Origin of the sequence: Streptosporangium sp. NPDC002544 (genome assembly GCF_040295965.1) — a bacterium.
GTDB lineage: Bacteria > Actinomycetota > Actinomycetes > Streptosporangiales > Streptosporangiaceae > Streptosporangium.
This window is the reverse complement of record NZ_JBEOWJ010000025.1, coordinates 92,290-118,073: the sequence shown is the minus strand read 5'-3', so window position 1 is coordinate 118,073 and position 25,784 is coordinate 92,290. Positions and strand designations below refer to the sequence as shown.

The following is a 25,784-nucleotide window of genomic DNA, read 5'->3' as shown; positions in this document are numbered from 1 at the left end:
CCAGGGCGACCAGGCCGTGGAACCGCGGTCGCCGGTATCAGAGGCTGCCGGAGAAGGTGTCGCAGCGCGCGGGGGCACCGGTTCGGTATCCGGTGGTGAACCACTTGACTCGCTGTCGCGAACTGCCGTGCGTCCATCCTTCCGGATCCACCCTGCCCTGGGCGCGCTCCTGGATCCGGTCGTCGCCGACCGCCGCGGCCGCGTCCAGGGCTTCCTGGATGTCGGCGTCGGTGAACGGCCGTTCGTAGAACCCGGTGTCGATGGCGTTCTTCGCCCACACCCCGGCATAGCAGTCGGCCTGCAACTCCAGCCGGACCGAGGCGCTGTCGGCCCCTTTCCTGTCGTTGCCTACCCGTCTGGTGGTCCCGATCAGGTTCTGCACATGATGTCCGTACTCGTGAGCGATCACGTACGCCTGGGCGAACGGGCCGCCCTTGGCGCCGAAGCGGCTCTGCAGCTCCTCGAAGAAGCCGAGATCGATGTAGATCCGGCGGTCGGCCGGGCAGTAGAAGGGGCCGACGGCCGAGCCGGCGCGGCCACACCCTGTGCTCACGGCCCCGCTGAACAGGATGGTTCTCGCGGTGCGGTAGGGCTCCTTACCGCGCTCGGTGAAGGCGTCCTGCCAGTACCGCTGGACACTGTTGACCACACCCACCACCCGGCACTTGTCCGACTGGTCGGCGTCGCTCCCCTTCTTGCACTGGGCTCCCAGGTTCGAGGCCGGGCTCGGGTCAGCGGGTCGTGAGCCGCCGCCGTTCAGCAGCTCGGCCGGGTTGACCCCGAAGAACACGGCCGCGGCCAGCGCGATGATGCCGATCAGGCCCCCGCCGACCGCGATTCCACCACCGGACAGACCGCCACCGCCCCTGTCTTCCACCTGGGAGGCGTCGAGATCCACATCGTCACGGAAATCCATCACGGTCACTTTTCTCTGGGGGTGCCTGCCGTGACTTCATTGTGCCGTGATCACCTCCAGCGGCGACAGCCGTACCCGCGCCGGGGCGGCCGGCCGTTGATCTCCGGCGCCCGGTCGCGGTATGCGGCGGCCGGAGGCATCGGTGCCGACCGGTACCCTCACCGGGGTCGGCGACGCGGGCCGCCCCCCTCGTCGATCCGCCGCGACGCAGGCGGAGTTCATGGGCAGGCCGGCCTGCCACGGGCCGGTCACCGGGAGCGGCGGGCGGCGTTCTTGCGCGGTGCCTTGACGGGCTGAGCAGCTCGGGGAACACCCTGTATCGCGTCGATCCTGGCGTGCAGGCGGGCGAGCTCGTTCAGGATGGCGGTGAGCTGGTCCTCGGTCCGCTGTTCCTCGGCGGAGGTGTTCTGGTCGTCCATGGCGTTGACCACGACGGCGATGAACAGGTTGAGCACCACATAGGAGGACATCAGGATGTAGCCGACGAAGAAGACCCACGCCCAGGGCTTCTCCGCCATGACCGTCTGGGCGATGTCCGGCCAGGCCTCGCCGGTCATGACCTGGAACAGGGTGAACAGCGACGTCGGCAGCTCGTCGAAGTGCTCGGGGGCGATTCCGCCGAACAGCTGGGTCGCGAGGACCGCCGAGACGTACATGACCAGGAGGAGCAGCCCGACGATCGCGGCCATCCCGGGCATGGCCGCGAACAGCGCACCGACGACCTTGCTCATGCTGGGGACCACCGAGACCAGGCGCAGCGCCCGCATGATTCGCAGGGCCCGCAGCACGGAGGTCGGGCCGGACGCCGGGATCAGCGCGATGGTCACGATGATCGCGTCGAACCAGTTCCACGGGTCCTTGAAGAACGCGCCCCGGTAGGCGTAGAGGCGGGCGACGAGTTCGACGGTGAAGATCGTCAGGGCGATCCGGTCGACGGCGTGCAGGAAGCCGCCGATCCGGTCCGTCAGATAGGAGGAGGTCTCACAGCCGATCGTGATCGCGTTGATCACAATGACGGCTATGACAACCCGCTGGAAGAGCCGGGTTTCAAGGAAGGAACGAATACGTTCTCGCCCTGGCAAGAGGTCAGCTCCCGGAGGGGGGAAGGGGTCAAATGCCGATCATCGTAAGCCCGCACAGGTCACCCCTGAAAAGATCTGAACGTATGACATACGCCATAGGAGGAACCCGGCCGATTTGCGGAGCGTTGACCTTGGCGAAGAACCCCGAAGCGAGCCGGCTCCAGAAGATCGGCTAGCGTTGCGAAAACGGAGATCCTCCCGCGTCGACGACCCGGGAGGACATGAGCCGGCCACGAGGGCCGGATGAAAGGGCAAGGTGGTGGTGTCCGTGTCGTCGGACTCCGGCCATAGCAGAGACCACATCAGAGACCGTCGATCACGAGGCAGGCAACCGAGGTGAGCATCGCCCTCGGCCTGCTGGCCGTTCTGCTGTTGACCCTGGCCACCGGCTACTTCGTCGCCCAGGAGTTCGCCTATGTCACCGCCGATCGCCTGGCTCTGTCCCAGCAGGCCGCCGAAGGCGACAAGAAGGCCGCCCGCGCGATCAAGGTCATGGAGCGGCTGTCGTTCATGTTGTCGGGCGCCCAGCTCGGCATCACCGTCACCGCCCTGGTCGTCGGCTTCATCGCCAAACCCGCGCTGGCCGAGCTGATCGCCCCGGGCCTGGGCGCACTCGGCGTCCCCGAGGGCGCGACCGGCGGCATCGCCCTGGTGCTCGGCTTCATCGTCGCCACCGTGATCCAGATGGTGCTGGGCGAGCTCGCCCCCAAAAACCTCGCGCTGGCCAGGCCAGAACCGCTGGCCCGCGCGCTGGCCTCCTCCACCCTGGCCTACCTGACGATCGCCGGGCCGATCATCCGGCTGTTCGACTCAGCGGCCAACAGGCTGCTGCGCGCGGTCGGCATCGAGCCGGTCGAGGAGCTGCACCACGGCGCGACGCTGGAGGAACTCGGGCACATCATCGGTGAGTCCGAGGCCTACGGGCACCTGCCCGGCGACCAGGCGGACCTGTTGGAGCGGGCACTGGCCTTCTCCGAGCACACCGCCGGGGAGGTCATGGTCCCGCACGCCGACGTCGTCAGCGTCGCCGGTTCGGCTCTGATCCCCGAGCTGGACGAGTTGATCTCCCGCCACGGGCACACCCACTACCCGGTGCTCGGCGACCGCCTGGACGACGTGATCGGCATCGTGGGCCTGCGCGAGCTGGTGGCGATCCCGGCCGACAAAGCCGCGGACACGCCGGTGGCCGACATCGCCCGCGAGGTCCTGATGGTGCCCTTCTCCGTCTCGCTGCCCGACCTGGTCGCCCAGATGCACGCACGCGACGAGGAGGTCGCCTGCGTCCTCGACGAGCACGGCGGCCTGGCCGGGCTGGTCACCTGGGAGGACGTCGCCGAGGAACTCGTCGGGGAGATCGCCGATGAGAACGACCTCGACATCCCCACCGTGGTCGCCACCGGCGACGGCTGGGAAATCGACGCGAGCCTGCGCATCGACGAGGTCTCCCTGGCCACCGGGCTGGAACTGCCCGACGAGGACGACTACGACACCGTCAGCGGGCTCATCCTGCGGCGCCTGGCCCGCTTCGCCGCGGTCGGTGACGTGGTCACCGTCGACCTGGTCCCCTCCATGGCCGAGCAGGCGCCCACGCATGCGGAGATCGAGGTGCTGACCCTCGACCGGCACGTACCCGAGCGGGTCCGCCTGCGCCCCTTCCGGAACACCGAGGCGAGCCAGGAAGGCGTGGAGGAGAAGTGAACCTGCCCACCGGCATTCTGCTGACCGTACTCCTTCTGATCGGCAACGGCTTCTTCGTCGCCTCCGAGTTCGCCCTCGTCGCGGCCAAACGGCACCGCCTGGAGAAGGCGGCCGCGCACGGTAGCCGCGCCGCCGCAGCGGCGGTGAAGGGCATCCGGGAGCTGTCGCTGATGCTCGCCGGAGCCCAGCTCGGCATCACCCTGTGCTCTCTCGGTCTGGGCGTGGTGTCCGAGCCGCTGATCGCCGGCAGCCTGACACCGCTCTTCGACACCCTTGGCCTGCCCGAAGCCGCCGCGCACGCGGTCGCCTTCGTGATCGCGCTGGCCATCGTGACGTTCCTGCACATGGTGATCGGCGAGATGGCCCCCAAGTCATGGGCCATCGCCCACCCCGAGCGTTCGGCGACGGCCCTGGCGCTGCCCTTTCGCGGCTTCACCGTGGCCGTCCGGCCGATCCTGACCACGCTCAACGGCGTCAGCAACCTGCTGTTGCGCATGTTCCGGGTGCAGCCCCGTGACGAGACGTCCAACCCTCGCACACCCGAGCAACTGCAGCACCTGGTGGAGGAGTCGCGCCGCCTGGGGCTCATCGAGACCGACGACCACGCGGTGCTCACCCAGGCCCTGCACGCCCCGAACGCGTCGATCGCCTCGCTCACCGTCCCGGTGAGCGACATCGCCGGAGTGCCGGCCGACGCCTCGGCTCAGGAGATCGTCAGCACCTCGGCTCGGACGCGCCGTACCCGCCTGGTGGTGTGGGACGGTGATCGCCCAGCAGGGGTGGTCCACGTCCGGGACGCCTACCTGGCCCGCAGGCGCGGCACCCGGATCCGCGCTCGAGACATCGCCTACCGGCTGCCCGAGCTCTCAGCGGAGACCTCGATCTCCCAGGCGGTCGCCGAACTACGTGCCGCGCACAGCCAGCTGGCGCTCGTCCAGACCACGAACGGCTCCCTGGCCGGACTGGTCAGCCTGGACGACCTGCTGACCACCCTGCTCATCCCGGCGTAGGACCGGACAGTCCGGGCGCCGCTCCCCCGATCGGCGCCCGGGCCGGCGGGGCTTGTCCGCGGGTCAGCGCGGGATGGTCGCGCCGGCGATGCGCAGGGCGAGGTCGGCGTAGGCGTCGGCGACCTCTTCCGGTGTGTAGGGCACGCCCGTGCCGTACCAGCCGGCCACCCGCATGCCCATGCCGCTGATGGCGGTCATCGCGAGGAAGGTGTCGGGCATGTCGAAGAGGCCCTGAGCCAGGCCCTCGTTGAGAATGTCGATGAGCAACCGCCTGCCACCGGCGCGGATCGACAGCACGGGGGCGGCCATCTCGGGCGAGAGGGCGTGCAGTTCGTTGTTGGCCACCGTGGCGAGCAGCGGATATTCGGCGTGAGCCAGCACATGCTCTCGTACCACGGCTCGCAGCCGTGAGACCGGGTCGGTGCCGCCTGCCCGCAGCAGCCTCCCGTGGTGGTCTTCGTGGCCGATGCGGATCAGCTCGGCCAGGACGTGCTCCTTCGCCGGGTAATGCGCGTAAAGAGTGGCCGAGCGGATGCCACACGCCTCGGCCAGGTCCCTGATCGAGGCGCCGTGAAAGCCCCGCTCGGCGAACAGGCGTAGCGCCTCCCGCAGGATCCGGCCTTTGGTGCCCTCCGGCAACACATCGGGTGGCAGCCGAACCTCGTCGGCCGCGATCCGCCGCTGCTCTGTGGGTATGGTCATGTTTCCTGCCGATCGATCGTTCTTCCTCGCCCCATTGTGCCCTGGGGCGAAGCCGGGGAGCATATGGCACGACCGATCGATCGTTAGGGAAGATGAGGATCGGTGGAACCGACCGGGAGGAAACCGATGGAAGCGATAGTGGCCACCGAGCAGGGGAAGGTACGAGGCAGGCTCGATGACGGTGTGGCGGTTTTTCTCGGCATTCCGTACGCCGCTCCGCCCTTCGGTCCCCACCGCTTCGGGGCTCCGGTCGAGCCCGAACCGTGGGAGGGCGTCCGGGACGCGCTGGAGTTCGGCCCCACCGCGCCGAAACGGCCTTATCGCCGCCCCCTCGACCGTTTGATCCCCGATCCGGACATCCCCGGCGACGGCTGCCTCAACCTCAACGTCTGGACCCCCGAAGGAGCCGACGGCCTGCCCGTCATGGTGTGGATCCACGGTGGGTCACTGCGCAACGGCTCCTCCAGCGTGCCGGTCTACGACGGCCGCGCCTTCGCCCGCGACGGGATCGTGCTGGTTTCCATCAACTACCGGCTCGGCGTCGAGGGCTTCGCGGTCTTCCCCGACGCCCCCGCCAACCGCGGCCTGCTGGATCAACTCGCCGCACTTCGCTGGGTGCGAGACAACATCGCGGCCTTCGGCGGCGACCCGGGCAACGTCACCGTGTTCGGCGAGTCCGCGGGAGCGATCAGCATCGGGGCGTTGCTGACCAGCCCCCGTTCGGCCGGCCTGTTCCGCCGTGCCGTACTGCAGAGCGGCCCGCCACATGCCGTGCCGTCCGAGGCCGGGGCCAGGATCACCCGGGTCATCGCCAGAGGTCTCGGCATCGCTCCGACCGCCGCCGCCTTCGCGGCCGTGGACCGCGAACGGCTGCTCACCGCACAGGCCGAGGCGACGGCCAAGGGGAACCCGATCAGCGGTGGCGCGGGGTTCGAGATCGTCCTGGACGGCGACGTCGTCCCCGCGCACCCGATGGACGCGCTGAAGGCGGGCGTCGCACGCGATGTCGACCTGCTGCTGGGCGCCAACACCGAGGAGTACCGGCTGTGGTTCGTCCCCACGGGGGTGGTCGACCGCATCGGCGGTCTCACCCTGCGGCTCGCCATGGCCAAGTTCAAGATCAAAGGATCGCTGGCCAGGCTCTACCGGGCGAACCGGCCAGGCGCCCGGCCCGGTGAGATCCTCGGCGCTCTCGCCACCGACCTGTTGCTCCGCGTGCCGCTGAACCGGCTGGCCGACGCACGCGCAGGAGGCGGCAACACCTACATGTACGAATTCGGCTGGCGCTCGCCGGTGGACGGGCTCGGCGCCTGCCACGCGCTGGAGATCGGGTTCGTCTTCGACACGCTGCGCACCTCGGCACAGCTGGCCCTGGCGGGACCCGAAGCCCCCCAGGAACTGGCCGACGCCATGCACCGAGCCTGGATCGCCTTCGCCGTCTCCGGCGATCCAGGCTGGCCCGTCTGGGACAGGACCCGTCCGGTGATGTTGTTCGATCATCCGGGCCCTGACCTCGTCCGCGCGCCGCGTGACGACGAACTACGCCGCTGGCGCTGAACAGGGCGAGGCCGCGGGGGCCGGGTCAGAGCGCCGGGCCCGGTACCCGCAGCGCCGGCTGGTTGCGGCGGACGTCGGACCAGGTCCGGGTGTCGGCGCAGATGCGACATCCGGCGCCGAAGAACTCGCCGCGCGCCTCCTCGTCGCCCATGAGCTGGAAGCGGAACCACGCCGTCGTCGGGCCGGCGAAGGGACCGGGGGCGCCCACCACGGTGAAATGGTCGGCCCTCCTGACCTCGCCGTAGATCGCCGGGATGTGGTCGGCGTCGTTGTAGAAGGCCTTGACGAGAGCCGGCCACACGACGATGTCGTACTGCCCGGCCAGGATGAACATCGGGCCGTGCACCGTGTCGACGTCGGCCAGCGGTCCGGGCTGGATCGGGATGATGGTGTCCACCCGGGGATCCGCGCCGACGACGATGGCGGCCGCACCGCCCTGTGAATGGCCGGACGCGCCGATGCGGTCCAGGTCGACGTGGCCGTAGAAGATGCTGCCGGGGTCGGCGTTCCGTTGAGCCAGCAGGTCGATGCCCGCCCGCATCGAGATGCCCAGGTTGGACTGCGGTGTGTTCGCCGCCGCCACGATGAAGCCGTGGCTGGCCCAGTGAAGCAGCAGGTCACGGTAGACCACGGGGAAGGCGAACGTACCGTTGCCCCAAATGATCACTGGATGACGTCGAGGGCTCTGCGCGATGTCTCGCGGGTAGTACAGAGTGGTCACCAGCCCCACGTCCACGGCCGTGGCGTAGGGGCCCGCGGCGCTCCACTTCCCCTCGACGGAGGGGAAGCCGGTGTCGGCGCCGGCCGCGTGCGGGGCGGCGGTGAGGGCGAGGACGAGTGCGATCAGGGGGACGAACAGCCTTCGGAGCATGGGGGTTCTCCTGACAGGGGGACGCCGAGAGGTGAATCCCGTGTTACGCCGGATTCACTTCTCGTTTGATTGCACATCCTGAATGGGGGAACGCCCGCCGTCTCTCCGCACTCGCGGCAATGATTGACGTCACGGTTTGTGCAATGTGACGATCCGTGGATGCCCGCCCTTCACGCCCGCATGGCTCCACGTGTCAGGGAGCTCACCGCGACGGTGGTCGCACGGTGTGAATCCGAGGTGCCCTTCTACCGGCAGTTGCCCAAGGACCTCCTCGACGAAGAGGTCAGCCGGTCGGTCGCGGCTGTCCTCAGGCTGTTACTACGGGCGCTGCGGGAGGGCCGCGCCCTCGGCCCCGGCGATCTGACCGAGCTCATCGAATGGTCCGCGCGGCGCGCCGAGGAGGGCGTCCCGCTGGAGGCGGCGCTCACCGCGTACCTCGTCGGCGCCGAAGTCTGGTGGCGGGCCCTGGCGGAGACCGCCGACCGTGCGGAGCTGGCCGAGGCGGGCCTGAGCCTGCTCGGCTGCTTGGGCTCGGCCATGCCCGCGGTCGCCATCGCTCACGTACAGGCACAGGACGACATGCGCAGCGACGACGGGAAGGTACGGCGGGCGCTGATCACGGCATTGCTGACCGGGCAGCCGCACGAGGCCCTGGCGGAGGCGGCGCGGGTCACGGTCGCACCCGCCTACGAGGTCATGGAGATCCGGTTCGCCGAGGACCCACCGGCCGACCGCCGCACCGTCAGGCTCACGCAGTCGGCCCTTGACGCCCACACGGGAACGCCCGTGCTCACCATGCTGGACCACACCGGGGGCTTCGCGCTGTTGCCGGCGACGCTCGACCTGCCGGCCCTGGTCGCCAGGATCGCCGAGGCCACCGGCCAGCCCGTCGTGGCGGTCACGGCCCGGGCCGCGGAGCCGGACCTCATTCCCGGGGCCGCCGAAGAGGTGCGCGGGGTGATGGAGATCGTCCAGCGCCTCGGCCGACCGGCCGGCCTCTACCGATTCGACGACGTCCTGCTCGAATACCAGCTGGCCCGGCCCGGCAGCGGCCTCGCCCGGCTCGCCGCCAAGCTCGACACGTTGGACGATCACCCCCACCTGGTCGAGACCCTGCGCGCCTTCGTCAATCGCGGCCACAACCGAAGCCGCACCGCTCAGGACCTGCACATCCACCGCAACACCCTCGACTACCGGCTACGCAGGATCACCGCTCTGACCGGCCTGGACTTCACGATCCCCGCCCAAGCCCGCCTTCTGGAAGCCGCCCTCACCGCCAGAGACCTCACCTGACGCGTCACGCCGTCCGGCTGCGGGCGAACAGCGGGCAGTGGCGAGTCGCCTCTCCGAGAGGGGGTTTCATGAGGTCGCCGTCGCGCGTGTCGGCCCGCCGCTGGAAGGCGGCGGGCCGACACGCGCGTACTCGGCGGGGAGATCAGGTCGCGGTGCAGGTGAGGGTGGGTGTGCCGCTGGTGCCGGAGCCGATGAACCCGAAGGTGGTGGCGGTGCCGGCGCCCAGTGAGCCGTTGTAGGCGGCGTTGCGGGCGCTGACCGCGGACCCGTTGGCGGTCACGGTCGCACTCCACGCCGAGCTGACCTGCTCACCGCCGGTGAAGGTCCAGTTCACCGTCCAGCCGGTGATCGCGCCGGAGCCGGCGGTCACGCGTACCTCGGCCTGGAAGCCGCCGGACCACTGGGAGACGGTGCGGTAGGTGGCCGAGCAGCCACCGGCCGGGGGCGAGGTGGGAGTCGGCGTGGGAGTGGGGGTCGGAGTCGGCGTGGGAGTCGGCGTGGGAGTCGGTGTGGGAGTCGGAGTAGGCGTGGGGGTGGGGGTGGGGGTGGGGTTCGTGCCGCCGGTGAAGTTGACGTCGCTGCAGAAGTAGTAGGACTGGTCGGAGTGGCTGGCCTGCCAGATGGTGTAGACGACGTGGTGGCCGGTACGGCCGGGCGCGTACACATCAATGGGTGTGGTGAGGCCGGTGGGCACCTTGCCCACCTGGTTGACCAGTTCCAGGTCGCTCCACCTCAGCCGCTGGGTCTTGGGATCGTAGCCCTGTTTGGTGACGTAGACGCGGATGTAGTCCGCACCGTGCGAGGCCTGGTCCATCAGATTCATGGTGAACCTGGCGGGGCGGTCCACGGTCTTCCACGCGCCCGGCACGTCCATGGAGGCGTAGCGGCCGCTTTCGGTCAGGCCGCCGCTGCACAGCTGCCCGTCGGGAATCGCGGCCTGGTGGTTACCGGCGACGCCCTCGCGGTACAGCCCGTTCCAGTTCCACATCGCGTTGGTGTTGTTCTGCCAGGCCTGCCAGCACATGGGGTCCTGCTGGGCCATGGCCGGGTTCTGGAAGTCGCTCCCCCAGCGCAGCCAGCAGCCGTAGTTGCGCGAGGGCGGGTCGCTGATCGAGCCGTGCGCCGAGGCGGGGACGACCATCACGGTGGTGAGCATGAGCGCGGCCGCGACCGCGACGAACACCCGCCGGAACCTGCTCCGGCGGGGAGGCGCGTCGGATGCGCCGGTATGGCCGCGTAAGAGTCGGAGCACGTGTGAACTCATCTGCACAGGTTTCCTTTCGAATGCTGGGATGACGAGTCCTGGCACGCCGAGTGAGGGCCGAGTCCTCATGCCAGAGGTGTCCCCACCGTCACCCAGTCCCCGGTCAGCGGCAACAGTGATCTATGGCTCTCGGCGGGCGATGGGCCGGGAGCTGGCCATACACTGCAAAGCCGGGTGAAAGGTTCATCCACTCCGCCTGCACTCGTAGGCACTGATAAGCGCGGAACCGGGCCGGACGCCGGCCGGCGTGGAGATCGACCTCATCCCCTGACATCCTCTCCGCCCTAAAGGGCGGAGAGTCCCGCCTGCCGCGTGCGCGGCTTCGGGTGGATTACCGCTTCGCCGCGCGGTGCCGGAACAGGTTCCGGTCTTACCTGCGCTCCACGGTCGCGGCCAACTCGCCGAGCAGCCGCCAGGTGCGCTCGCGGCCCTGCGGCCCGGCCAGGTCGGTCTGGCCGAACACCACCTCGGTCGCGCCCGCGTCGAAATAGCGGCGCACCGCCGCGGCGATCGCCTCCTCGTCGCCGATCTCGACGAGGTCGGCGGCACGCGACGCCCCCGACAGTTCGATCACCTTCTGGTAGGAGGGGACCCGGTCGTAGAAGGCGGTCTGCCGGGCCGCCTGTTCCCGCGCGGCCTCCACGTCGTCGGTGACGACCCCGGCGACGAGCGCGACAACGCGCGGAGCGGGCCGTCCCGCCGCTTCGGCCGCCGACAGCAGCCGCGGCACCACGTGCTCCGCGAGCGCCTTCGGCCCGGCCAGGAACGGCAGCGTCCCGTCGGCCAGCTCGCCCGTGACGCGCAGCGCCTGCGGTCCCATGGCCGCCACCAGGACCGGTACGGCCGGGGCCGCGCCCGCGAGCCCGGCGGGCATCGGGCTCACCGCGGTGAGCGTCTCGCCGTGGAAGTCGACCGACCCCTCGGCCAGCAAGGTCCGCAGCGCGGTGAGGAAGTCCCGCAGCCGGGCGATCGGCCGGTCGTGCGGGATGCCGAACACCGGCTCGACGAACGCCTTGGCGCCGAGCCCCAGCCCGAGCGTGTACCGGCCGCGCGTGGCCGCCTGCGTCGTCTGCGCCTGGGCGCCGACCAGCAGCGGGTGGCGTCCGAAGATGGGCACCGCGGAGGTTCCCACGTCCAGTCCCGGAACCTCCCGGCCGACGATCCCGGCCAGCGCGACGGAGTCGTAGTCGAACCGCTGCCCGAGCCAGACCGAGTCGATTCCCGCCGACTCCGCCACCCGCGCCTGATCCACGACGGCGTCCACGGCATTCTCCGCGTCCGCCGGCACCGATAGAGCAACACCTATGGTCATAACCCGATCAACCAAGTCGGATAACCATGAATTCCCGCGCGGACGGCCGCCGGCTTCATAGCGAGGTCATGTGCCCCATATGGCCGGCTCCCCCGGTTCCGGCCGACATCGGGATAGACCGACGTCCCGAGGAGGCTCGTGGATCTCCTCAACCCTGGTTATTTCGTCGGAAGACCGGGGTGCAGTCGCGGTGACCTTCTTCACCCTTGATCACATGGATCGTGCCAACTCTGGATGGAGGACCGGCGCCTGACGATGTGGGCGATGTTGAGCAGTTGAAGAAGCGGCTTGCACAGCGGGGGTGTCCAGTCCGGAGCGAACGAGCGCAGCGAGGACGCGCAGGACTTGACCGGCGGCAAGCGTCGGCCACACTTCAGGCCGGGGCGAGAGGGGACGCCTCGGTCCCCTCGGAACCCCGGAATTTCGTCGCTCGCTGGGGCCCGCCGCGGTGGGCGACAAATCTCCCCGCTCACTGCGCGTCCTACGCTGCAGAGAGGCAGACAAGATAAGGCCCAAAGGGGCAATGGGCTGTCGGGAGCCTTGCCAAGGTCCGAGAAGTCATGGTCTGCGCCCTCTAACAGCCGTTTACCCGGTTGAATCCGAATCCCCACAGATTCCTGGGACGCGCATAGGGTGTTTTCGCGCGGGCCACGCCTTCGCGGAAATCCAAGGACAGTTGCTCGGCCACCAGCTGTGCAGCCTCCAGGGGAGGAAGCTGGCGCGTGCCTGAGAGGTCGCGGATGACGACTCCCCCGGAGAGGTCTTCACGTGGGCCAACCAGGCGTGCACGGTTGCCGCGGCGACCACGGGCGGTAACAGGCACTGTTCCCGCACCTGCCCGTACCAGGCCATCAATCGGGGTGTCGGTAAGGCTCGCACCACCAGCCGCCATCTGTGATCGGAAGTGCCGAGTTGCTGGATGGTGACGGCACTTCGGCCCCTATTCGCCGCGTTCCACTTCGTGTACGAGGCAGTCGACGGCTCGAAAGTGCCGCCTCCGCGCGAAGCCAGCACTTCGGGTGGGCCGCCTGCCCGGCGGGAAGGTAGGGTGCTCACCTGGGCAGACACGGTCGGAGGGGCGAACCGCATGTCGCCTCGGCGTCAGGTGAGGTCACCACCATGACTCAGGGCTGCCGGGCTCTTGCGGCGCGTGTGGAAGCGGCGCGCGATGAGCAGGCTGGCCCCGGCGATGAGTGCCACCAGTGCGGCGAGTGCGAGGGGCAGCGTCAGCGGGGAGTCTGTCGAGGCCGCCAGGCCCCACGTTCCCGATTTCTGCGGGAAGGCGAGCGTTCCGGTCTGCGTACGGTCGATCCGGCCGCTGGTCAGGGTGAGGCTGAACTTCCATGGCCCGTCGGGGAGGTCGTCTCCCAGTTGGATGGTGACGGTTGCCTGCTGGCCGGGGGCCAGGGTGGTGCCATGGTCGATCGGGACGGGGCCGACGCTGAGCGAGCTTGGCCCGTCCGACAGCGACAGCTGGCCTTCGAGGTCGATGGCGCGTTCGCCGGTGTTGGCGACGGTGGCCTGGATTCTCGGCTGCCCGTCCTCGGTCCGTTGGGGCACGATCTCGCCGATCCGGAAATCCGTGGGCGGCTCCCCGCCGGGGCCGACGTCGAGATAGGTGCGGATCCCGACGCGGTTGACGACGGTGATGCCCTCTTGTTTCCCCGCTCCGGCGGCGGAGACCTCCGCCCAGATGACGGCGTACCGCTCCCCCTTGGGAGCCCAGGCCGGCACGGCGACGGTGGCCTTCACCGATGCCCTGTCGTGCGGAGGCAGGTCGATGGCGGCGCGGTTGAGCTTGATCCACGAGCTCAGCTCGTTCGGGGTGCGTTCCGGCGCGAAGGTGAAGCGGCCGTGGCTGATACCGGCTCCGGCCGCGTACAGCTGCAGGTGCTGGGGTTTGTTTGAGGCGTTGTGGACCTCGAAGCGCCGGCTGAAGGTGGTGGCTGGGTTGACGTGGTCGACGATGAAGAGGTGCGAGCGCGGGTCGTCGGTCCGGTTGGCGGGGATCTCCAGCAGCCTGATGCCGATGCTGTTCTTGTCGGCGTTGGGACGCGCCTGGCCCCGGCCAGGGTCCGCGGCGGCCGCTGGAGCACCGGCCATCGCGTGCGCGAGGAGCGCGAGCAGCGCCGCAGAGACGAGCCGGAGCAACGGTGAGATGGCCATGGCGGGTCAGGCGACGGAGTGGTTCACCGTGCCGGTGTAGGTGCCCGCCACCGCTTGGGCGGGCACGTTGATGACGATGGTCGGGTTCCAGGCGGCGGAGTTGTCACCGGAGCCGCTCGTCTTACTGAAGGCGGTGCGCGAGGTGTCCAGCGACTGCGCGGCGGCCGCGTTGGCCTGGCCGGGGACGAAGGTTCCGGTGCCGGTGGTGGAGGTCGCCGCGCCCGACCAGTACAGGACGTCGGGGTTGGGGATGGTCTCGGCGGCGGTGCCGCCCCCTGTGGTGAAGCCTCCCGTCGCGGCGACCACCGACGCGACCCAGGTGGCGCTGAGCGCGGCACGCTGGTCGGAGACCGTGATCACGCCGAGCTGCCCGCTGATCTGGCCGCCCGGCGCGGCGCTGCCGACGTTGACCGGACCGGCCGGCACGGTGATCGTCAGCCCGTCCGGGGCGGTGACGGTGAAGTTCACCGTGGTGGAGCAGGTGGTTGAGGCGGGGCAGGTGGTGGCCTGGGCGGGCGGGGCCACCATCATGGCCGCCGTGACACTGGCGGCCCCCATCAAGACGATGCCGAGACGGCTCTTGGACATTGGGTGATCTCCCTCATCGAATGCCCGTCCTGGGTCTGTGGGCGGTTCCTACGTGCGCACATTCTCTGTACTGATCGCTCTGTGGAGAGTTGCCTGAGAAGACACCTGGGCACTTTTGGCGATCATTTGGTGACTGGCAATCATGGTGGCGGGCAGGCCTTCCGGCACAAGGCGCGCGGGCTCGGTCAGCGCGGTGCAGGCGCGAGGCCAGTGCGGGCGTTGGTGCGCGGCCCCGTCAGCCGAGGGGGTGGCTGAGGCGAGGCCGCCTGCCTGTCCTTTGATCACAGCCAGCCTTTGCGCCTGCGCTTGGGGCTCGTGGATGCGGCACCCGGTGACGTGTTCGTACACCCCTGGGCGCGGGCGATGCATGTCATGGCCTGTGGCGGTCTTTGCCTCGGATTTGCCGCACCCGGACGTCGTTGCCGGACGCGGAGTAGATCATGTGATCTAAGCTGTCATCGCTCTTTTCGCCCACCGAAGAGCTGCCCCTACCCGCATCGCCTGCGAGGGATGTACGAGGAATCGATATGAGGATGAGCCGTGGCGGCCGTGGCGTCGCGCGAACGCTCTTGCCGGTGACGGCGTCGCTCGTCGTGCTGCTCGCCCTCGACGCGCCCGCCTTCTCAGCCTCCTCAGGCGTCTCGGCCCCCTGGTCCGCGGCCGTCGTGACGGTCGCCTCGCGCGCCAACTCGCTGGAGATCACCGTGCCGACCTCGGCGAATCTCGGCTCTGGCGCCAGGGGAGCTACGATCAGCGCCTCGCTGGGGACTGTGACCGTGGCCGACATCCGGACCGGGGTGGGCCCGACCTGGACGGCGACCGTCTCGGCCACCGACTTCGCCACCGCAGGCGGATCGGGCACCATCACCAAGGCCAACGTCGCGTACTGGTCCGGCCCCGTCACCGCCGAATCGGGTGCCGGCACCAATACCCCCGGACAGGCCACCGCCGCCCAGAAGGTCGCCCTGACGGCGCCGGTAACCGCGTTCAGCGGACGCAAGGCGGTAGGGATCGATCAATCCACGAGCTGGCAACCGACGCTCGTCATCACCATCCCGTCCTCCGCCGTCGCGGGCACCTACACCGGCACCATCAGCCACTCGGTCGCCTGACCGGCACCGCCCTTCTCCCCTCACATCCGCCCTCGCACGGCAGCGGCTTTGAGCCGAGCACGGCGCTCACCCCCGCTGAATTGGCGCTTCCATGACCAGCCACGAACGCAGAAGATCGCCGGCGATCGACGGCGGTGGGAGATATTGGGGTCGCGAGGGCCGGACACGAGGCAACACCATGGCCCCGGATCGAGACCTTGAAGGGTTTGCGCGCCGAGGCCTGTGAACATCCGCTGATGGCGGCCCCTCGATACCGCAGACTCAACGACTCATCGGTGCCCGGCGATCCGCCCGCGTTCCCTTTCGTTCTTGTTCTGGAAGGAATGTCATGCGTCTTTCGACTCGACGCCTGGGCTACCCGCTCGTGGTCATGGCTCTGACCCTGGCGGTAAGCGCGCCGGCGGCCCTATCCGCGTCCGCCGCCCCGCCACACCCGTCCCCTGCACGGCCGTGGGTGAAGCTCTGCCTCAAGCTCAAGCAGATGCCACAGCACCGGCGTATCAAGTGCCACTTCCCACCTCCGCCCCGCTCCGCCCGGCCTGCCAGGCTCGCGGCCGAAGCCCTGCAGACGCCGTCGATCAGCGAGCTGTCGATACCGACCGACCCCGCGACCCCCGTCGGGATCACGACCGGCCCCGACGGCAACATATGGTTCACCGAGAACTACGCCAACAAGATCGGAAAGGTCACGACAGGCGGCCTGTTCACCGAGTACTCTCTGCCCGCCGGCGACTCCGAGCCGGCCTACATCACCACCGGGCCCGATGGCGCACTCTGGTTCACCGAGGCGGCCGGCAACAAGATCGGACGCATCACCACCTCCGGAACCATCACCGAGTACGCCCTGCCCACCAGCGACGCCTACCCCTGGGGCATCACCGCCGGGCCGGACGGCGCCCTGTGGTTCGTCGAGACCAACGCCAACAAGATCGGACGCATCACCACCTCCGGAACCATCACCGAGTACGCCCTGCCCACCAGCGGCGCCTACCCGATGGGCATCACCGCCGGGCCGGACGACAACCTGTGGTTCACCGAACCGCTCACCGCAAGCATCGGGCAGATCACCACGAGCGGCTCGATCACCGAGTTCGCCGTGCCGTCCTCCGGTGCGATGCCCGTCGGCATCACCACGGGCCCTGACGGCAACCTGTGGTACACCGACGCCAACGGCAAGCTCAGCAACGTCGACACCTCGGGCAACTTCACCGAGTACACGCTCTCCGACCCTGACAGCTTCCCGTGGGGCATCACCGTCGGGCCCGACAACAATGTGTGGTTCGTCGAGCAAGAAGCCAACAACGTCGCCTACTCCACCACGTCCGGGATCATCAACGAGTACGCGTTGCCGACTCTCGTCGCCGGACCGTTCGACATCACCACCGGCCCCGACGACAACCTCTGGGTCACCGAGGACTTCGTCTCGCAACTCGCCATCGTGACTCCCTGACCAAATCTCTCGGCTGCCGTTCCCTGGATCCAGGACGCGGCAGCCGCGCCCTGGGCGTCATCACCGGCGAAGTCGGCATCGGCGTGATCGGCATCCACCACGCCATCGGGTCCAGCCGAGATACCGGTAAAACCGGCCATGAGTCGATCTTGAGTGCGGTTTCGTAGCCTGCCCGGAGTCGGTGTGAACGATCCGGCGCCCCGGACTTTACAACGTAGATTAGTTGCTCACGGCGGAGACCGGTGAGCGCTCGGCTTGAGCCTCACATCGGCCCCCTTACCCCGAAGCCGATGTCGGCCGCCCGGATCGGTTACCGGGGAGACGATCTTTCGCGTGGTCCTCATGGCGGCCCTTGAAGGCTGTCGGCGATGGCGGCGGTCAAGGCCGCGGGGCGAGCACAGCGAGGGCCGTGGCCTTGAGGGCCGCGGAGCCGGCAGCCATACTCCGGGCCGCGACGACCACGCCCCTGACCCGCGCACGCGTAGGGGGCTCCGGAAGCTCTTCGCGGTCACATGCTCACAAACGGCAGAAGTTATGGGAAGCCCACCGCCACAGGCCCCGACCGGTGGCCAGGCGCTCGCGCAGCACGAGGACCTCAGGGGTGTCGACCAGGTCCAGCAGTCGGGTCTCTGCGGGGCGTTGGCTTTTGAAGGGCGCGTATTCTCGCGAAGTGAAGATCATTCGCAGTGCGGTCGGCGTTCTTACGCTTGGTGCGGGATTTGGCGCGGCCCTCTCCCTCGTCAAGGACGTGTCCTCTCCGGGCGGGATGATCGGACGCCGGTCGGTGGATGCGGGCTGGGTGTGGGTCGGGAAGGCCGCAGAAGTGGTGAGCCTGCTGCTGGACGTCGGCTGGGCCTGGGCGGCACTGGCGGTGACCGTGGGGTGGCTGGTCGGTGGGCTCATCCGCGGGGCGAGCACCGGTGTTCTGGCATTGATCGCGGCCACGGCGGCGTACTACTGCGTGGAGTCCGCCTTTACGGGCGTTCCGCTGGCCTGGCAGTGGAGGCTGATGCTCTCCTGGTGGCTCGCGAGCATGCTTTTTGGGCCGATTCTGGGCGCCGTTGGCGCGAGCATCGGACGGCCTGGGGTGATTGGCCTGCTTGCCAGGTTGACGGTGCCGGTCGGCGCGATCGTCGAAATGACTTTTCTGCCGCCCCAGATCTTTCTGATCGGGCGTCCGACGGCGTCCTGGGCGCTGGTGATCGTATGGACGGCCGCCGCAGCGAGTATTGGTGTCATCCTCATCCGGTTCCTTGCCGCGGTGCGGCGTCGGGACTTGGGGATCAACACTCAAGAAAGTCAGGCTCAGCGGGTGCTCTGATCTTCAAGGGGTGCCCGTAGTCGTGGCCGAAAACCCAATGAACCTTCACCGATCCGCGCCTTTGCGCCGCGATCGTCGACCGCCTCGCCTTCGTCGGCAACATCACCGAGACCGGCAGCGACTCCTACCGCCTTGCCCAGGCCAAAGCCCGCGCCGAACACCAAGCCAGTTGACCACCCCCTGTCACGGTCAACTCAGCGCCACCATACTGTTGTCAGTTGCTCGCGCGGACGGAGGCGCCATGCTGAGGAAGCTGAGGAAGACAACCCTTCATCAACCCCTGGAGCGCCTCCTGACGGTTCGTGCCCGGCAGGCGCTGGACCTGGCTGAGCAGGAAGCAAGGGCTCAGGGACATGACCGTGTTACCGCCGATCACCTGTTGACGGGCCTTGCCCGCCTGGACGAGGGCGTGGCCGTCATGACGCTCAACAGCCTCGGCGTCGACCTCGGCGCCACGCGCCCCCGAGCGATAAGCGCAGACCTCGTCCGCCTCACGGAGGCGGCCCGCCGTGAGGCGGCCGGGCTCGGGCACCGGTACGTCGGCACCGAGCATCTCCTGCTCGGCCTCCTACATGAGGATGGAACAGAGTCCCTGGGCGTCGGCCTGCAACAAGCCCGTGATCAGATCATTAAGGTTCTCCACGGCGACGTCCTCTGAACTCGCTCCAGATGATTAACACGTCGCGGGAACCCGGCCTTCTAATGGCGCCAGAATTCCGGCTGGTCACTTGCTGCATCCCCTGACCGACGCCGCCGTCGCGATCGGGGTAACTGGGGAACCTCGGGACTGACAGCGTCGCGGCGGTGCCCGGATCGGCCGCCTCGGCGGCGAGCCGGCCGTCATCTGTCAGGCGGAGAAGCGGTTGACCACCTCTGGGTGAACGACGATGCGCACCACGCCCCTGACACGCCACTCATCGAGGAACCTCTGGTGGTTCGGGTCGCTCATGTCCCAGTATCGTTCGGCGAGACGAGCAGCGAGCTCGGCGCCACCCTGATCGTGGAGAGTGACCGAACCCTCCACCGCCACCCAGTGTTCGGGCTCACCAGATGGAGCCGCGACGACGACGGAAGCACGGGGGTGCTCCCGGAGACGGTCGAGCTTCGGCGCCTCCGGGACGGAGAACATCTGCAGATCGCCGTCGTCGGCTACCTCGAACCACACCGGGCGCGGCGTGGGCCAGCGTTCACCGCGTGGTGCAACGGTGAGGAAGGCGTACAGCGGCCGTGCGAGCAGGGCAAGATCCTCATCACGGAACATGAGAGCTACCTTATGCCTCGCCGCTCTTGATTCGACTGCCCTCTCCGCTGGCTTGTCACTCCTCATCGTCGGCATCAGGATCACGCAATGGCCCTCAGCGAGTCGGCAACGGCTCGCCCTCACCGGCTGGTGCGAGATCTGCGGTGGCGAGTACGCCATCGTCTTCACCCAGCACAAGGGCGCGACCTACATGGAAACCATCCAGATCAACGAGGGGCCGATCTACCGGACCGGCCGCACCGACTGGCGCTGACGAGGTCAGCCCCCTCCAAGGATGGAGGCCATCCGGTAGGCGGCGTGACTGTCAAGCTTGCGGCGGCCGCGGTTGTAGCGCTGGGGCGTGACCGGGGAGGCATGGCCGAGGAGCTCTTGGACGTCGGCCAGCGGCACCCCGGCGTCCAGCGCGGCGGTGTGCCGGGAGCCTCGCCGGAGGTGTACGGCCCGCGGGTATGCCGCAGGCCTAGCGGCCGCAGGATCCGCTCCCTGATCTCTGTCGCGTACGGCCTGCCGGTGACCCTCTCGATCAGCATGCCGAGCACGATGTAGTCGGTGTTGGAGTACCTGTACTCAGACCCGGGCGGGAAGTCGCGCGGAAGCTTTTCCGCTCTTTCCACCAGTTCGCGTGCCGACCAGGTACGTTAGCGCTCCTCGGGGATGCCCGCCCGAGTACTCGGGAAGGCCGCTGGTGTTCTGGAGGAGGTGCCTGATCGTGATGTCGGCGCCCCTGTCCACGAGCCCCGGCAGCCACTGCTCCACACCGTCGGACAGATGCAGCTCTCCCTCTCCCACCAGTTGAAGCACCGCGGTCGCCGTGAACGACTTGGTCACGCTCCCAGCCCGGAAGTGCCCATCCACCGGGGGCCGGCTGGTCTCGTCCAGGTAGGCCACCATCTTCGACCCCAGACAGTAGCGGCATCCCAGGAAGGCGGTGACCGCGGAGTCTGACCAGATGCGGTGCTCCCAGGCCGGGGGGCCCGGCGGGCGGTGGAGGAGGTTCAGCGGGCTCATGCTCGGCGCCGGCCCAGCCCCGTGGGAAGCCCACCGCCACAGGCCCTGGCAGCATCTCACGACGCTGGAGATGCTGTTACGGTCGCGCGTATGCGAAGCAGTTACCTTGCGTGGGACGATGCGGTGGACCTGTTCGAGCGGCGGGGGCTGCCGGAGGGGACGTACGAGAACCTGTACGAGGAGGAGTACATCCTGGTGCCCGGCCCGGCCTCGGTGACCGGAGAACTCCCCCTCAACGAGCACGAGCGGACTCCGTGGCGGACGGACACGCCCGACGCGGCCACCGGGTACGTCGTGGACGGCGATCTGACCGTAGACGGCAACATCGTCAACGTGGACGACGGCGCCGCCGCGCTGGTCGTCCTGGGGGACCTGCGGGCGAGGAACATCTACCTGGCGGGTGACACGAAGCTGATCGTGCTCGGCCACGTGACGGCGGAGACCTTCGTCGGCGACATGACCGACAAACTGGTGATGATCCATGGCGATCTGCGCACCACGGTGGCGATTTTCTGGAGGGAGTTCTGCCCCGACCTGGTCGCCGGCACGCTCCACGGCAGAACCCTCGCCCCCGCCTACCTCGACCTGCCCACGGCTCCCATCGGCGGCCTGGTCGACCCGACGCCCGATGCCCCGCTGACCGGCCTCCTGGTCCCCGAACTACTGATCAAGGGCGCCGTCAGCCCCGACGACTTCCCTGAGATCGGCATCCGTGGATCCGCCCTCCGTGAGCACCTCCTCTCTGGCCTCCCCCTCACCAGAACCCCCTGATCCACAACCCCTTGTCCAGGGTGAAGGAGAAACAGGCAGGCTTAGCCAGAGTGGCACTCCCTGCGCTCATCGACCACCACCGCGACCGGTTCAGGGTCGAGCCGATCGGCCAGGTCCTACAGGTGGCGACCTCTACGTACTACGCGGCCAAGACCCGCCCGCCCTCGGCACGTGCAGCGCGCGATGAGGGGTCCCGGTGGTTTCGGCGAAATTTTCAACGGATACGCAGGTCGGAGCTTCCTTGAGGACCTTCGGGCACAGCTTGAAAGGTGAGCCGCTGACCTGCATATTCGTTGTCTCCTGCGTCGTTACCACTGGGACCCCGGAGAAGCTGGAGGGCAGGAGTTCGATCTCACATCGACGGCTCCGCGCCCGGGGCCGGGGGTGTGGTCTTCGGTTCGCGGCGCAGCATGGCCCGCAGCCGCTTCTCGATCGGGTACTCGTACAGCCGGTACAGCCCCCACGACAGCAGCACGCTGATCGCCAGCCCGGCCACCGCGTAGGGCAGGTGCGCCCAGCTGGGCGGCGGGAAGTCGTAGAGCGACTGCCGGCCGAACGCGTGCTTGGCGATCGGGAAGAGCACCAGGAAGTGCACCAGGTAGAAGGCGTAGGACCACTGGCCGAGCGCCACCAGCGGGCGGGAGCCGAGCAGGCTGCGCCGACCGGCCAGGTCGTTGGTCGCCGCCGCCGCGATGAGCAGCGCGAACACCACGATGCTGCCCCGGTTGGCGGCCTCGGCCAGCGCGGTCGGCCACAGGCCCGAGACGGACCACGCCCACAGCAGCGCGAAGTAGCCGACCGTGATCGCGGTCGCCGCGCGCAGCCCGAGCGGGCTGCGCCAGCCGCGGCGTACCGCGGCGGCGATCACGATGCCCAGCACGAACTCGCCGACCCGGGCGATCGGCGAGTGGGTGGCGAAGTAGTACAGGTCGGAGGTGAACCAGTTCTCCGGCGTGATCTGCGGATTGGCCAGCCAGAGCCAGACCCGGGTGCCGATGCTGATCGCGATGAGCACGGCGGCGATCGTCACCATCTGGCGCAGCGTGCGCCGCACGATCGGGCGGACCACGAACGGGAAGACCGCGTAGAAGAACGCCTCGCACGACAGCGACCAGGAGACGGTGTGCGGCACGGTGTCGCTCTGGAACGACGCCGGGATCCACGCCTGTACCAGGAGCAGCGTCGCGACCGTCCACCAGACCAGCGAGGTGCCGCCCTCGGTGGGCCAGAGCTGGCCGCCGACGAGCAGCGCGACCGCCGCGACGGTGGTGATGAGCAGCGACGGCCAGATCCTGGCGAAGCGGCGCCAGTAGAACCTCGGCGCGGTGTCGTTCGCAAAGAACGTCCAGGTCAGAACATATCCGGACAGGACGAAGAAGAAGGTGACCCCGGCGGTGCCGAGGATGAACAGCTCGTTGAGGTAGGGCAGCGGCAGCAGGATCGCGACGTGGCTGAAGAACACGCCGAACGCGGCGAACCACCGCAGCCCGGTCAGCGACTCCAGCCTCGTCCTGGGGGGTCCCTCGCTCGTGGCCTGCGCGGGCTTGGCGGATACCGAGGTCATGACGACTTCCCCTCTCCGGTGAGGCCGGCCTGCGCGCGGCGCTCGTCGATGAGTGCCGCCTGCTCGCGGACCGTCGCGTGGCGCAGCAGGTCGGGCAGCTCCACCTCGATGCCGAACGCCACCTCGTAGCGCAGGCTGAGGCGGGCCAGGGTGAGCGAGTGGCCGCCGAGGTCGAGGAAGCCGTCGGCGGCGCCGATCTCCCGCACGCCGAGCAGTTCGCGCCAGATGCCGGCGACGGACTCCTCGGTGCCGCCCCTGATCGGCACCTGGCCGCCCTCGTCGCCCGGGGCCTCGGGGCTGGGCAACTCCTCGTGGGCGATGTCGCCCCGCGCGTTCCTGGGCAGCGCGTCGAGGACGACGACCGAGCCGGGCACCTGGTATTCGGGCAGGTGGGCGGTGAGCTTCCGCGGATCGATCCCGTCTCCGGCCACGTACGCGACGAGCCGGTCGTGGCGCACGTCCACGACCGCCTCGACCACGCCGGGGCGGCCGGCCAGGGAGCGGGCCACCTCGTCGGTGTCCACCCGGAACCCGCCGACGGTGAACATCCGGTCGAAGCGGCCGAGCAGCTCCAGCGAGCCGTCGGGCAGGATCCGGCCCCGGTCCCCGGTGGCGACGCCGCCGACGTGGATCTCCCCGGGTACGCCGGTGGCGCCGGGTCGCCCGGCCCGGCCGGTGACCTCGATCGGAGTGCCGGCCAGCGGGACGCCGAGCGGGACGCCCCTGCGGGGCTCGGCGAGCGGGTCGATCCGGTGGGCCGCGGCCCAGCGCTCTCCGTACAGGGTCCAGGTGGGGACTTGCGCGGCCAGTTCCCGTACCAGGGGGTCCGGGGTGGTGGCCGCGTCGCAGAGCGCGGTGAACGGACGGCCTTCCGGCAGGGCGTTCTCGCGCAGCAGCAGCCGCCACGTGGCCGGTGGGGCGTGCACGACCGTGGCGTCCTCGACCAGGGTCCTCAGCCGCTCGATGTCGCGGGCGGCCTGGGGGGGCGCGATCACCAGGTGCGCGCCGGAGGAGAGGGCCAGCAGCATGGCGTCGGCGAGCACGCCGGAGGCGGGCGGGGCGAAGGTGAGCACGGTGCCGGTGGCGCCCAGACCGATCCGCGAGGCCAGGTCCGCGGCCCGCGCGTAGCCCGCGTCCCGCGGGCCGCCGTCGGCCCTGAGCCGGGCGTACCACCACACGGCGAGGTCGGGGGTGTCGGCGGCCGGCGGTTCGGCCCCCTTGCGCACGGCGGGTGCCAGGGCCTCGGCGTGCGCGTCGAGCTGGGCGTAGGTCAGCGTGCCGTCGGCGGAGGTGACGGCAGGCGAGTCCGGTACGCGCCGCGCCCGCCCGGCCAGGACGGCGGCCGGTCCCTCGGCCCCGACGCTCTCGGGCTGGGGCAGCCTCGGGGACGCGGGCAGCCGGAGGTCGCCGACCTGACGGTCGGGCTGGGCGCACGCCTCGGTGAGCAGGAGCGTGAACTGCTCGGCGAGGACCTCGACGGTGTCGGGGTCGAACAGGTCGTCGTTGTAACCCCACAGGCCCGCCATGCCGTCGCCGTCGACGCTGAAGTCCACCATCAGGTCGAAGTGCGAGACCTCGACGTCGGGCACGAACTCCGAGGCCCGCACGCCCGGCAGGTTCAGGAAGACGCCGTCGTTGTCGCGTACCCCGAGCCCCGCCTGGAACAGCGGCGTGTGGCTCCGCGGCCGCTGCGGGTGCAGCTCGCGCACCAGTTCCTCGAAGGGCATCTCCTCGTGGTCGTGGCCCTCGACGGAGGCGTGCCGCACCCGGCGCAGCAGCTCGCGGAAGGTGGGCTCGCCGCGCAGGTCGAGGCGGAGACAGATGATGTTGATGAAGCAGCCGACGAGCTCTTCGAGCTCGGGCCGGATGCGTCCGGCGGCGGGTACCGCGGTGACGATGTCGGCCTGGTCGGCGTAGCGCGACAGCAGCACGCCGTAGGCGGCCAGCAGGACGGTGAACGGGGTGGTGCCCTCCTCGCGCGCCATCGCGCGTGCCGCGCCGACGACGTCCGCGGGCAGCCGGGAGCGGTGGAAGCGGCCCGCGCGGCTCCGCTGCGGCGGACGGGGCCGGTCCGACGGCAGGTCGAGCAGCCGGGGCACGCCCTCCAGGGTCCGCCGCCAGTAGCCGACCAGGCGCGAGCGCACCTCCTCGGTGCGCAGCCGCTCGCGCTGCCAGACCGAGAAGTCGGTGTACTGCAGCTCCAGTTCGGGCAAGGGTGCCGAGGAGGTGTAGAGGGCCTCGATCTCGCGCCCGACGATGCCGAAGGACGGGTCGTCGAAGACGATGTGGTGGAAGGTCAGCACGAGCACGTGGTCGTCGGGCCCCAGCCTGAGCAGCAGGGCCCGCCCCAGCGGTCCGTGCCGCAGGTCGAACGGGGCCAGGATGTCGTCGGCGGCCATCCGCGCGGCCTCGTCCTCGGGGCTGGCCCCGGGATCGGGCTCGCCGGTCAGGTCGACGGAGCGCAGCACACCGGTGGGCGCGTCGCCGACGCGCTGGACGGGCATGCCGTCGATCTCCTCGACGGTGGAGCGCAGGATCTCGTGCCGCCTGATCACCTCGCAGAGCGCCCGGTCGAGGGCTCCGGCGTCGAGGGGGCCGCGCAGCCGCAGGGTGGCGGGCACGTGGTAGAACCCGAATCCCGGATTGAACCTCTCGCCGAACCAGATGCGCTCCTGGGTGGAGGAGACCGGCACCCCCTCCTCGGGTATCGCGCGCCGCGGGATGCGATCTCGCTCGCGCCGCCGGCGGGCGATCAGGTCGTGCACATTGTCAGCGCCGTTGGAAATCGTCATTGGTTACCTCACGTCTGTGGAGTGCAGCGTGAATGCGGAATTTCGC

At 69.4% G+C, this 25,784-nt stretch carries 23 protein-coding genes and 1 pseudogene; 11 read left to right on the top strand and 13 right to left on the bottom strand.

Going from position 1 to position 25,784, the window contains the following annotated elements; translation table 11 throughout:
- Positions 1 to 37: 37 nt before the first annotated feature.
- Complete coding sequence (gene ypfJ / locus ABT061_RS32260) at positions 38 to 916, bottom strand: KPN_02809 family neutral zinc metallopeptidase (protein WP_350925100.1); 879 nt, start codon at positions 914 to 916, stop codon at positions 38 to 40.
- Positions 917 to 1,164: 248 nt separating this feature from the next.
- Positions 1,165 to 1,998 carry an ion transporter gene (locus tag ABT061_RS32255; protein WP_350925098.1) on the bottom strand — a complete coding sequence of 278 codons (834 nt, stop codon included), beginning with the start codon at positions 1,996 to 1,998 and terminating at the stop codon, positions 1,165 to 1,167.
- A gap of 336 nt (positions 1,999 to 2,334) precedes the next feature.
- On the opposite strand from ABT061_RS32255, the gene ABT061_RS32250 reads away from it, so the two are divergent.
- Both ABT061_RS32250 and ABT061_RS32245 read left to right on the top strand, forming a co-directional pair.
- Complete coding sequence (locus ABT061_RS32250; protein WP_350925096.1) at positions 2,335 to 3,696, top strand: hemolysin family protein; 1,362 nt, start codon at positions 2,335 to 2,337, stop codon at positions 3,694 to 3,696.
- Positions 3,693 to 4,706, top strand: a complete 1,014-nt coding sequence (locus tag ABT061_RS32245; RefSeq protein WP_350925094.1) for a hemolysin family protein — start codon at positions 3,693 to 3,695, stop codon at positions 4,704 to 4,706. The genes ABT061_RS32250 and ABT061_RS32245 overlap by 4 nt, the downstream gene beginning before the upstream one ends.
- 63 nt (positions 4,707 to 4,769) lie before the next feature.
- Here ABT061_RS32245 and ABT061_RS32240 read toward each other — a convergent pair whose 3' ends face one another.
- Positions 4,770 to 5,408, bottom strand: a complete 639-nt coding sequence (locus ABT061_RS32240; protein WP_350925092.1) for a TetR/AcrR family transcriptional regulator — start codon at positions 5,406 to 5,408, stop codon at positions 4,770 to 4,772.
- A gap of 126 nt (positions 5,409 to 5,534) precedes the next feature.
- On the opposite strand from ABT061_RS32240, the gene ABT061_RS32235 reads away from it, so the two are divergent.
- A complete protein-coding gene (locus tag ABT061_RS32235) occupies positions 5,535 to 6,965 on the top strand; it encodes a carboxylesterase/lipase family protein (protein WP_350925090.1) in 1,431 nt (476 codons plus the stop codon).
- A gap of 25 nt (positions 6,966 to 6,990) precedes the next feature.
- On the opposite strand, the gene ABT061_RS32230 is transcribed toward ABT061_RS32235, so the two are convergent.
- Positions 6,991 to 7,836 (bottom strand): alpha/beta hydrolase family protein, encoded by an 846-nt coding sequence (locus tag ABT061_RS32230; RefSeq protein ID WP_350925088.1) that lies wholly within the window; start codon positions 7,834 to 7,836, stop codon positions 6,991 to 6,993.
- 159 nt (positions 7,837 to 7,995) lie between these two features.
- Here ABT061_RS32230 and ABT061_RS32225 point away from each other — a divergent pair, with 159 nt between their 5' ends.
- The gene (locus ABT061_RS32225; protein ID WP_350925086.1) at positions 7,996 to 9,129 is read left to right on the top strand and encodes a PucR family transcriptional regulator; all 1,134 of its coding nucleotides are present in this window, start codon (positions 7,996 to 7,998) and stop codon (positions 9,127 to 9,129) included.
- 142 nt (positions 9,130 to 9,271) lie between these two features.
- Here the strand turns inward: ABT061_RS32225 and ABT061_RS32220 are convergent, their stop codons facing one another.
- From ABT061_RS32220 to ABT061_RS32205, 4 genes are all read right to left on the bottom strand, one after another.
- Positions 9,272 to 10,381 carry a lytic polysaccharide monooxygenase auxiliary activity family 9 protein gene (locus ABT061_RS32220; RefSeq protein ID WP_350925084.1) on the bottom strand — a complete coding sequence of 370 codons (1,110 nt, stop codon included), beginning with the start codon at positions 10,379 to 10,381 and terminating at the stop codon, positions 9,272 to 9,274.
- Between the two features lie 382 nt (positions 10,382 to 10,763).
- Positions 10,764 to 11,705: a TIGR03564 family F420-dependent LLM class oxidoreductase gene (locus tag ABT061_RS32215; protein ID WP_502991520.1), complete on the bottom strand. Its 942-nt coding sequence runs from the start codon at positions 11,703 to 11,705 to the stop codon at positions 10,764 to 10,766.
- A gap of 1,101 nt (positions 11,706 to 12,806) precedes the next feature.
- On the bottom strand, positions 12,807 to 13,871 hold the full coding sequence (locus tag ABT061_RS32210) for a COG1470 family protein (protein WP_350925080.1): 1,065 nt from the start codon (positions 13,869 to 13,871) through the stop codon (positions 12,807 to 12,809).
- A 6-nt stretch (positions 13,872 to 13,877) separates the two neighbouring features.
- A complete protein-coding gene (locus tag ABT061_RS32205; RefSeq protein ID WP_350925078.1) occupies positions 13,878 to 14,459 on the bottom strand; it encodes a hypothetical protein in 582 nt (193 codons plus the stop codon).
- A gap of 575 nt (positions 14,460 to 15,034) precedes the next feature.
- Here ABT061_RS32205 and ABT061_RS32200 point away from each other — a divergent pair.
- From ABT061_RS32200 to ABT061_RS32185, 4 genes are all read left to right on the top strand, one after another.
- Entirely contained in the window at positions 15,035 to 15,571 is a 537-nt protein-coding gene (locus ABT061_RS32200; RefSeq protein WP_350925076.1) for a hypothetical protein, read from the top strand.
- A 328-nt stretch (positions 15,572 to 15,899) separates the two neighbouring features.
- The gene (locus ABT061_RS32195; protein WP_350925074.1) at positions 15,900 to 17,021 is read left to right on the top strand and encodes a Vgb family protein; all 1,122 of its coding nucleotides are present in this window, start codon (positions 15,900 to 15,902) and stop codon (positions 17,019 to 17,021) included.
- A 670-nt stretch (positions 17,022 to 17,691) separates the two neighbouring features.
- A complete protein-coding gene (locus tag ABT061_RS32190) occupies positions 17,692 to 18,342 on the top strand; it encodes a hypothetical protein (RefSeq protein WP_350925072.1) in 651 nt (216 codons plus the stop codon).
- 241 nt (positions 18,343 to 18,583) lie between these two features.
- The gene (locus ABT061_RS32185; protein ID WP_350925070.1) at positions 18,584 to 19,000 is read left to right on the top strand and encodes a Clp protease N-terminal domain-containing protein; all 417 of its coding nucleotides are present in this window, start codon (positions 18,584 to 18,586) and stop codon (positions 18,998 to 19,000) included.
- A gap of 189 nt (positions 19,001 to 19,189) precedes the next feature.
- Here the strand turns inward: ABT061_RS32185 and ABT061_RS32180 are convergent, their stop codons facing one another.
- Positions 19,190 to 19,603 carry a pyridoxamine 5'-phosphate oxidase family protein gene (locus ABT061_RS32180; RefSeq protein ID WP_350925067.1) on the bottom strand — a complete coding sequence of 138 codons (414 nt, stop codon included), beginning with the start codon at positions 19,601 to 19,603 and terminating at the stop codon, positions 19,190 to 19,192.
- 52 nt (positions 19,604 to 19,655) lie between these two features.
- Between ABT061_RS32180 and ABT061_RS32175 the strand changes: the two genes are divergently transcribed.
- Positions 19,656 to 19,856 carry a hypothetical protein gene (locus tag ABT061_RS32175; protein ID WP_350925065.1) on the top strand — a complete coding sequence of 67 codons (201 nt, stop codon included), beginning with the start codon at positions 19,656 to 19,658 and terminating at the stop codon, positions 19,854 to 19,856.
- On the opposite strand, the gene ABT061_RS32170 is transcribed toward ABT061_RS32175, so the two are convergent.
- Both ABT061_RS32170 and ABT061_RS32165 read right to left on the bottom strand, forming a co-directional pair.
- On the bottom strand, positions 19,810 to 20,217 hold the full coding sequence (locus tag ABT061_RS32170; protein ID WP_350925063.1) for a serine hydrolase domain-containing protein: 408 nt from the start codon (positions 20,215 to 20,217) through the stop codon (positions 19,810 to 19,812). The two genes, ABT061_RS32175 and ABT061_RS32170, sit on opposite strands and share 47 nt — an antisense overlap.
- Positions 20,171 to 20,611, bottom strand: coding sequence for a serine hydrolase domain-containing protein (locus tag ABT061_RS32165; protein ID WP_350925061.1), 441 nt, complete (start codon positions 20,609 to 20,611; stop codon positions 20,171 to 20,173). Before ABT061_RS32165 ends, ABT061_RS32170 begins: the two co-directional genes overlap by 47 nt.
- A 90-nt stretch (positions 20,612 to 20,701) precedes the next feature.
- Here ABT061_RS32165 and ABT061_RS32160 point away from each other — a divergent pair, with 90 nt between their 5' ends.
- Positions 20,702 to 21,382: a hypothetical protein gene (locus ABT061_RS32160; RefSeq protein ID WP_350925059.1), complete on the top strand. Its 681-nt coding sequence runs from the start codon at positions 20,702 to 20,704 to the stop codon at positions 21,380 to 21,382.
- 38 nt (positions 21,383 to 21,420) lie between these two features.
- Positions 21,421 to 21,570, top strand: a pseudogene (locus tag ABT061_RS48415) (IS3 family transposase); the annotation flags it as partial.
- A 164-nt stretch (positions 21,571 to 21,734) separates the two neighbouring features.
- Here the strand turns inward: ABT061_RS48415 and ABT061_RS32155 are convergent.
- A complete protein-coding gene (locus ABT061_RS32155; RefSeq protein ID WP_350925057.1) occupies positions 21,735 to 22,946 on the bottom strand; it encodes an acyltransferase family protein in 1,212 nt (403 codons plus the stop codon).
- Positions 22,943 to 25,738, bottom strand: coding sequence for a condensation domain-containing protein (locus ABT061_RS32150; protein WP_350925055.1), 2,796 nt, complete (start codon positions 25,736 to 25,738; stop codon positions 22,943 to 22,945). The genes ABT061_RS32155 and ABT061_RS32150 overlap by 4 nt, the downstream gene beginning before the upstream one ends.
- Positions 25,739 to 25,784: the final 46 nt, after the last annotated feature.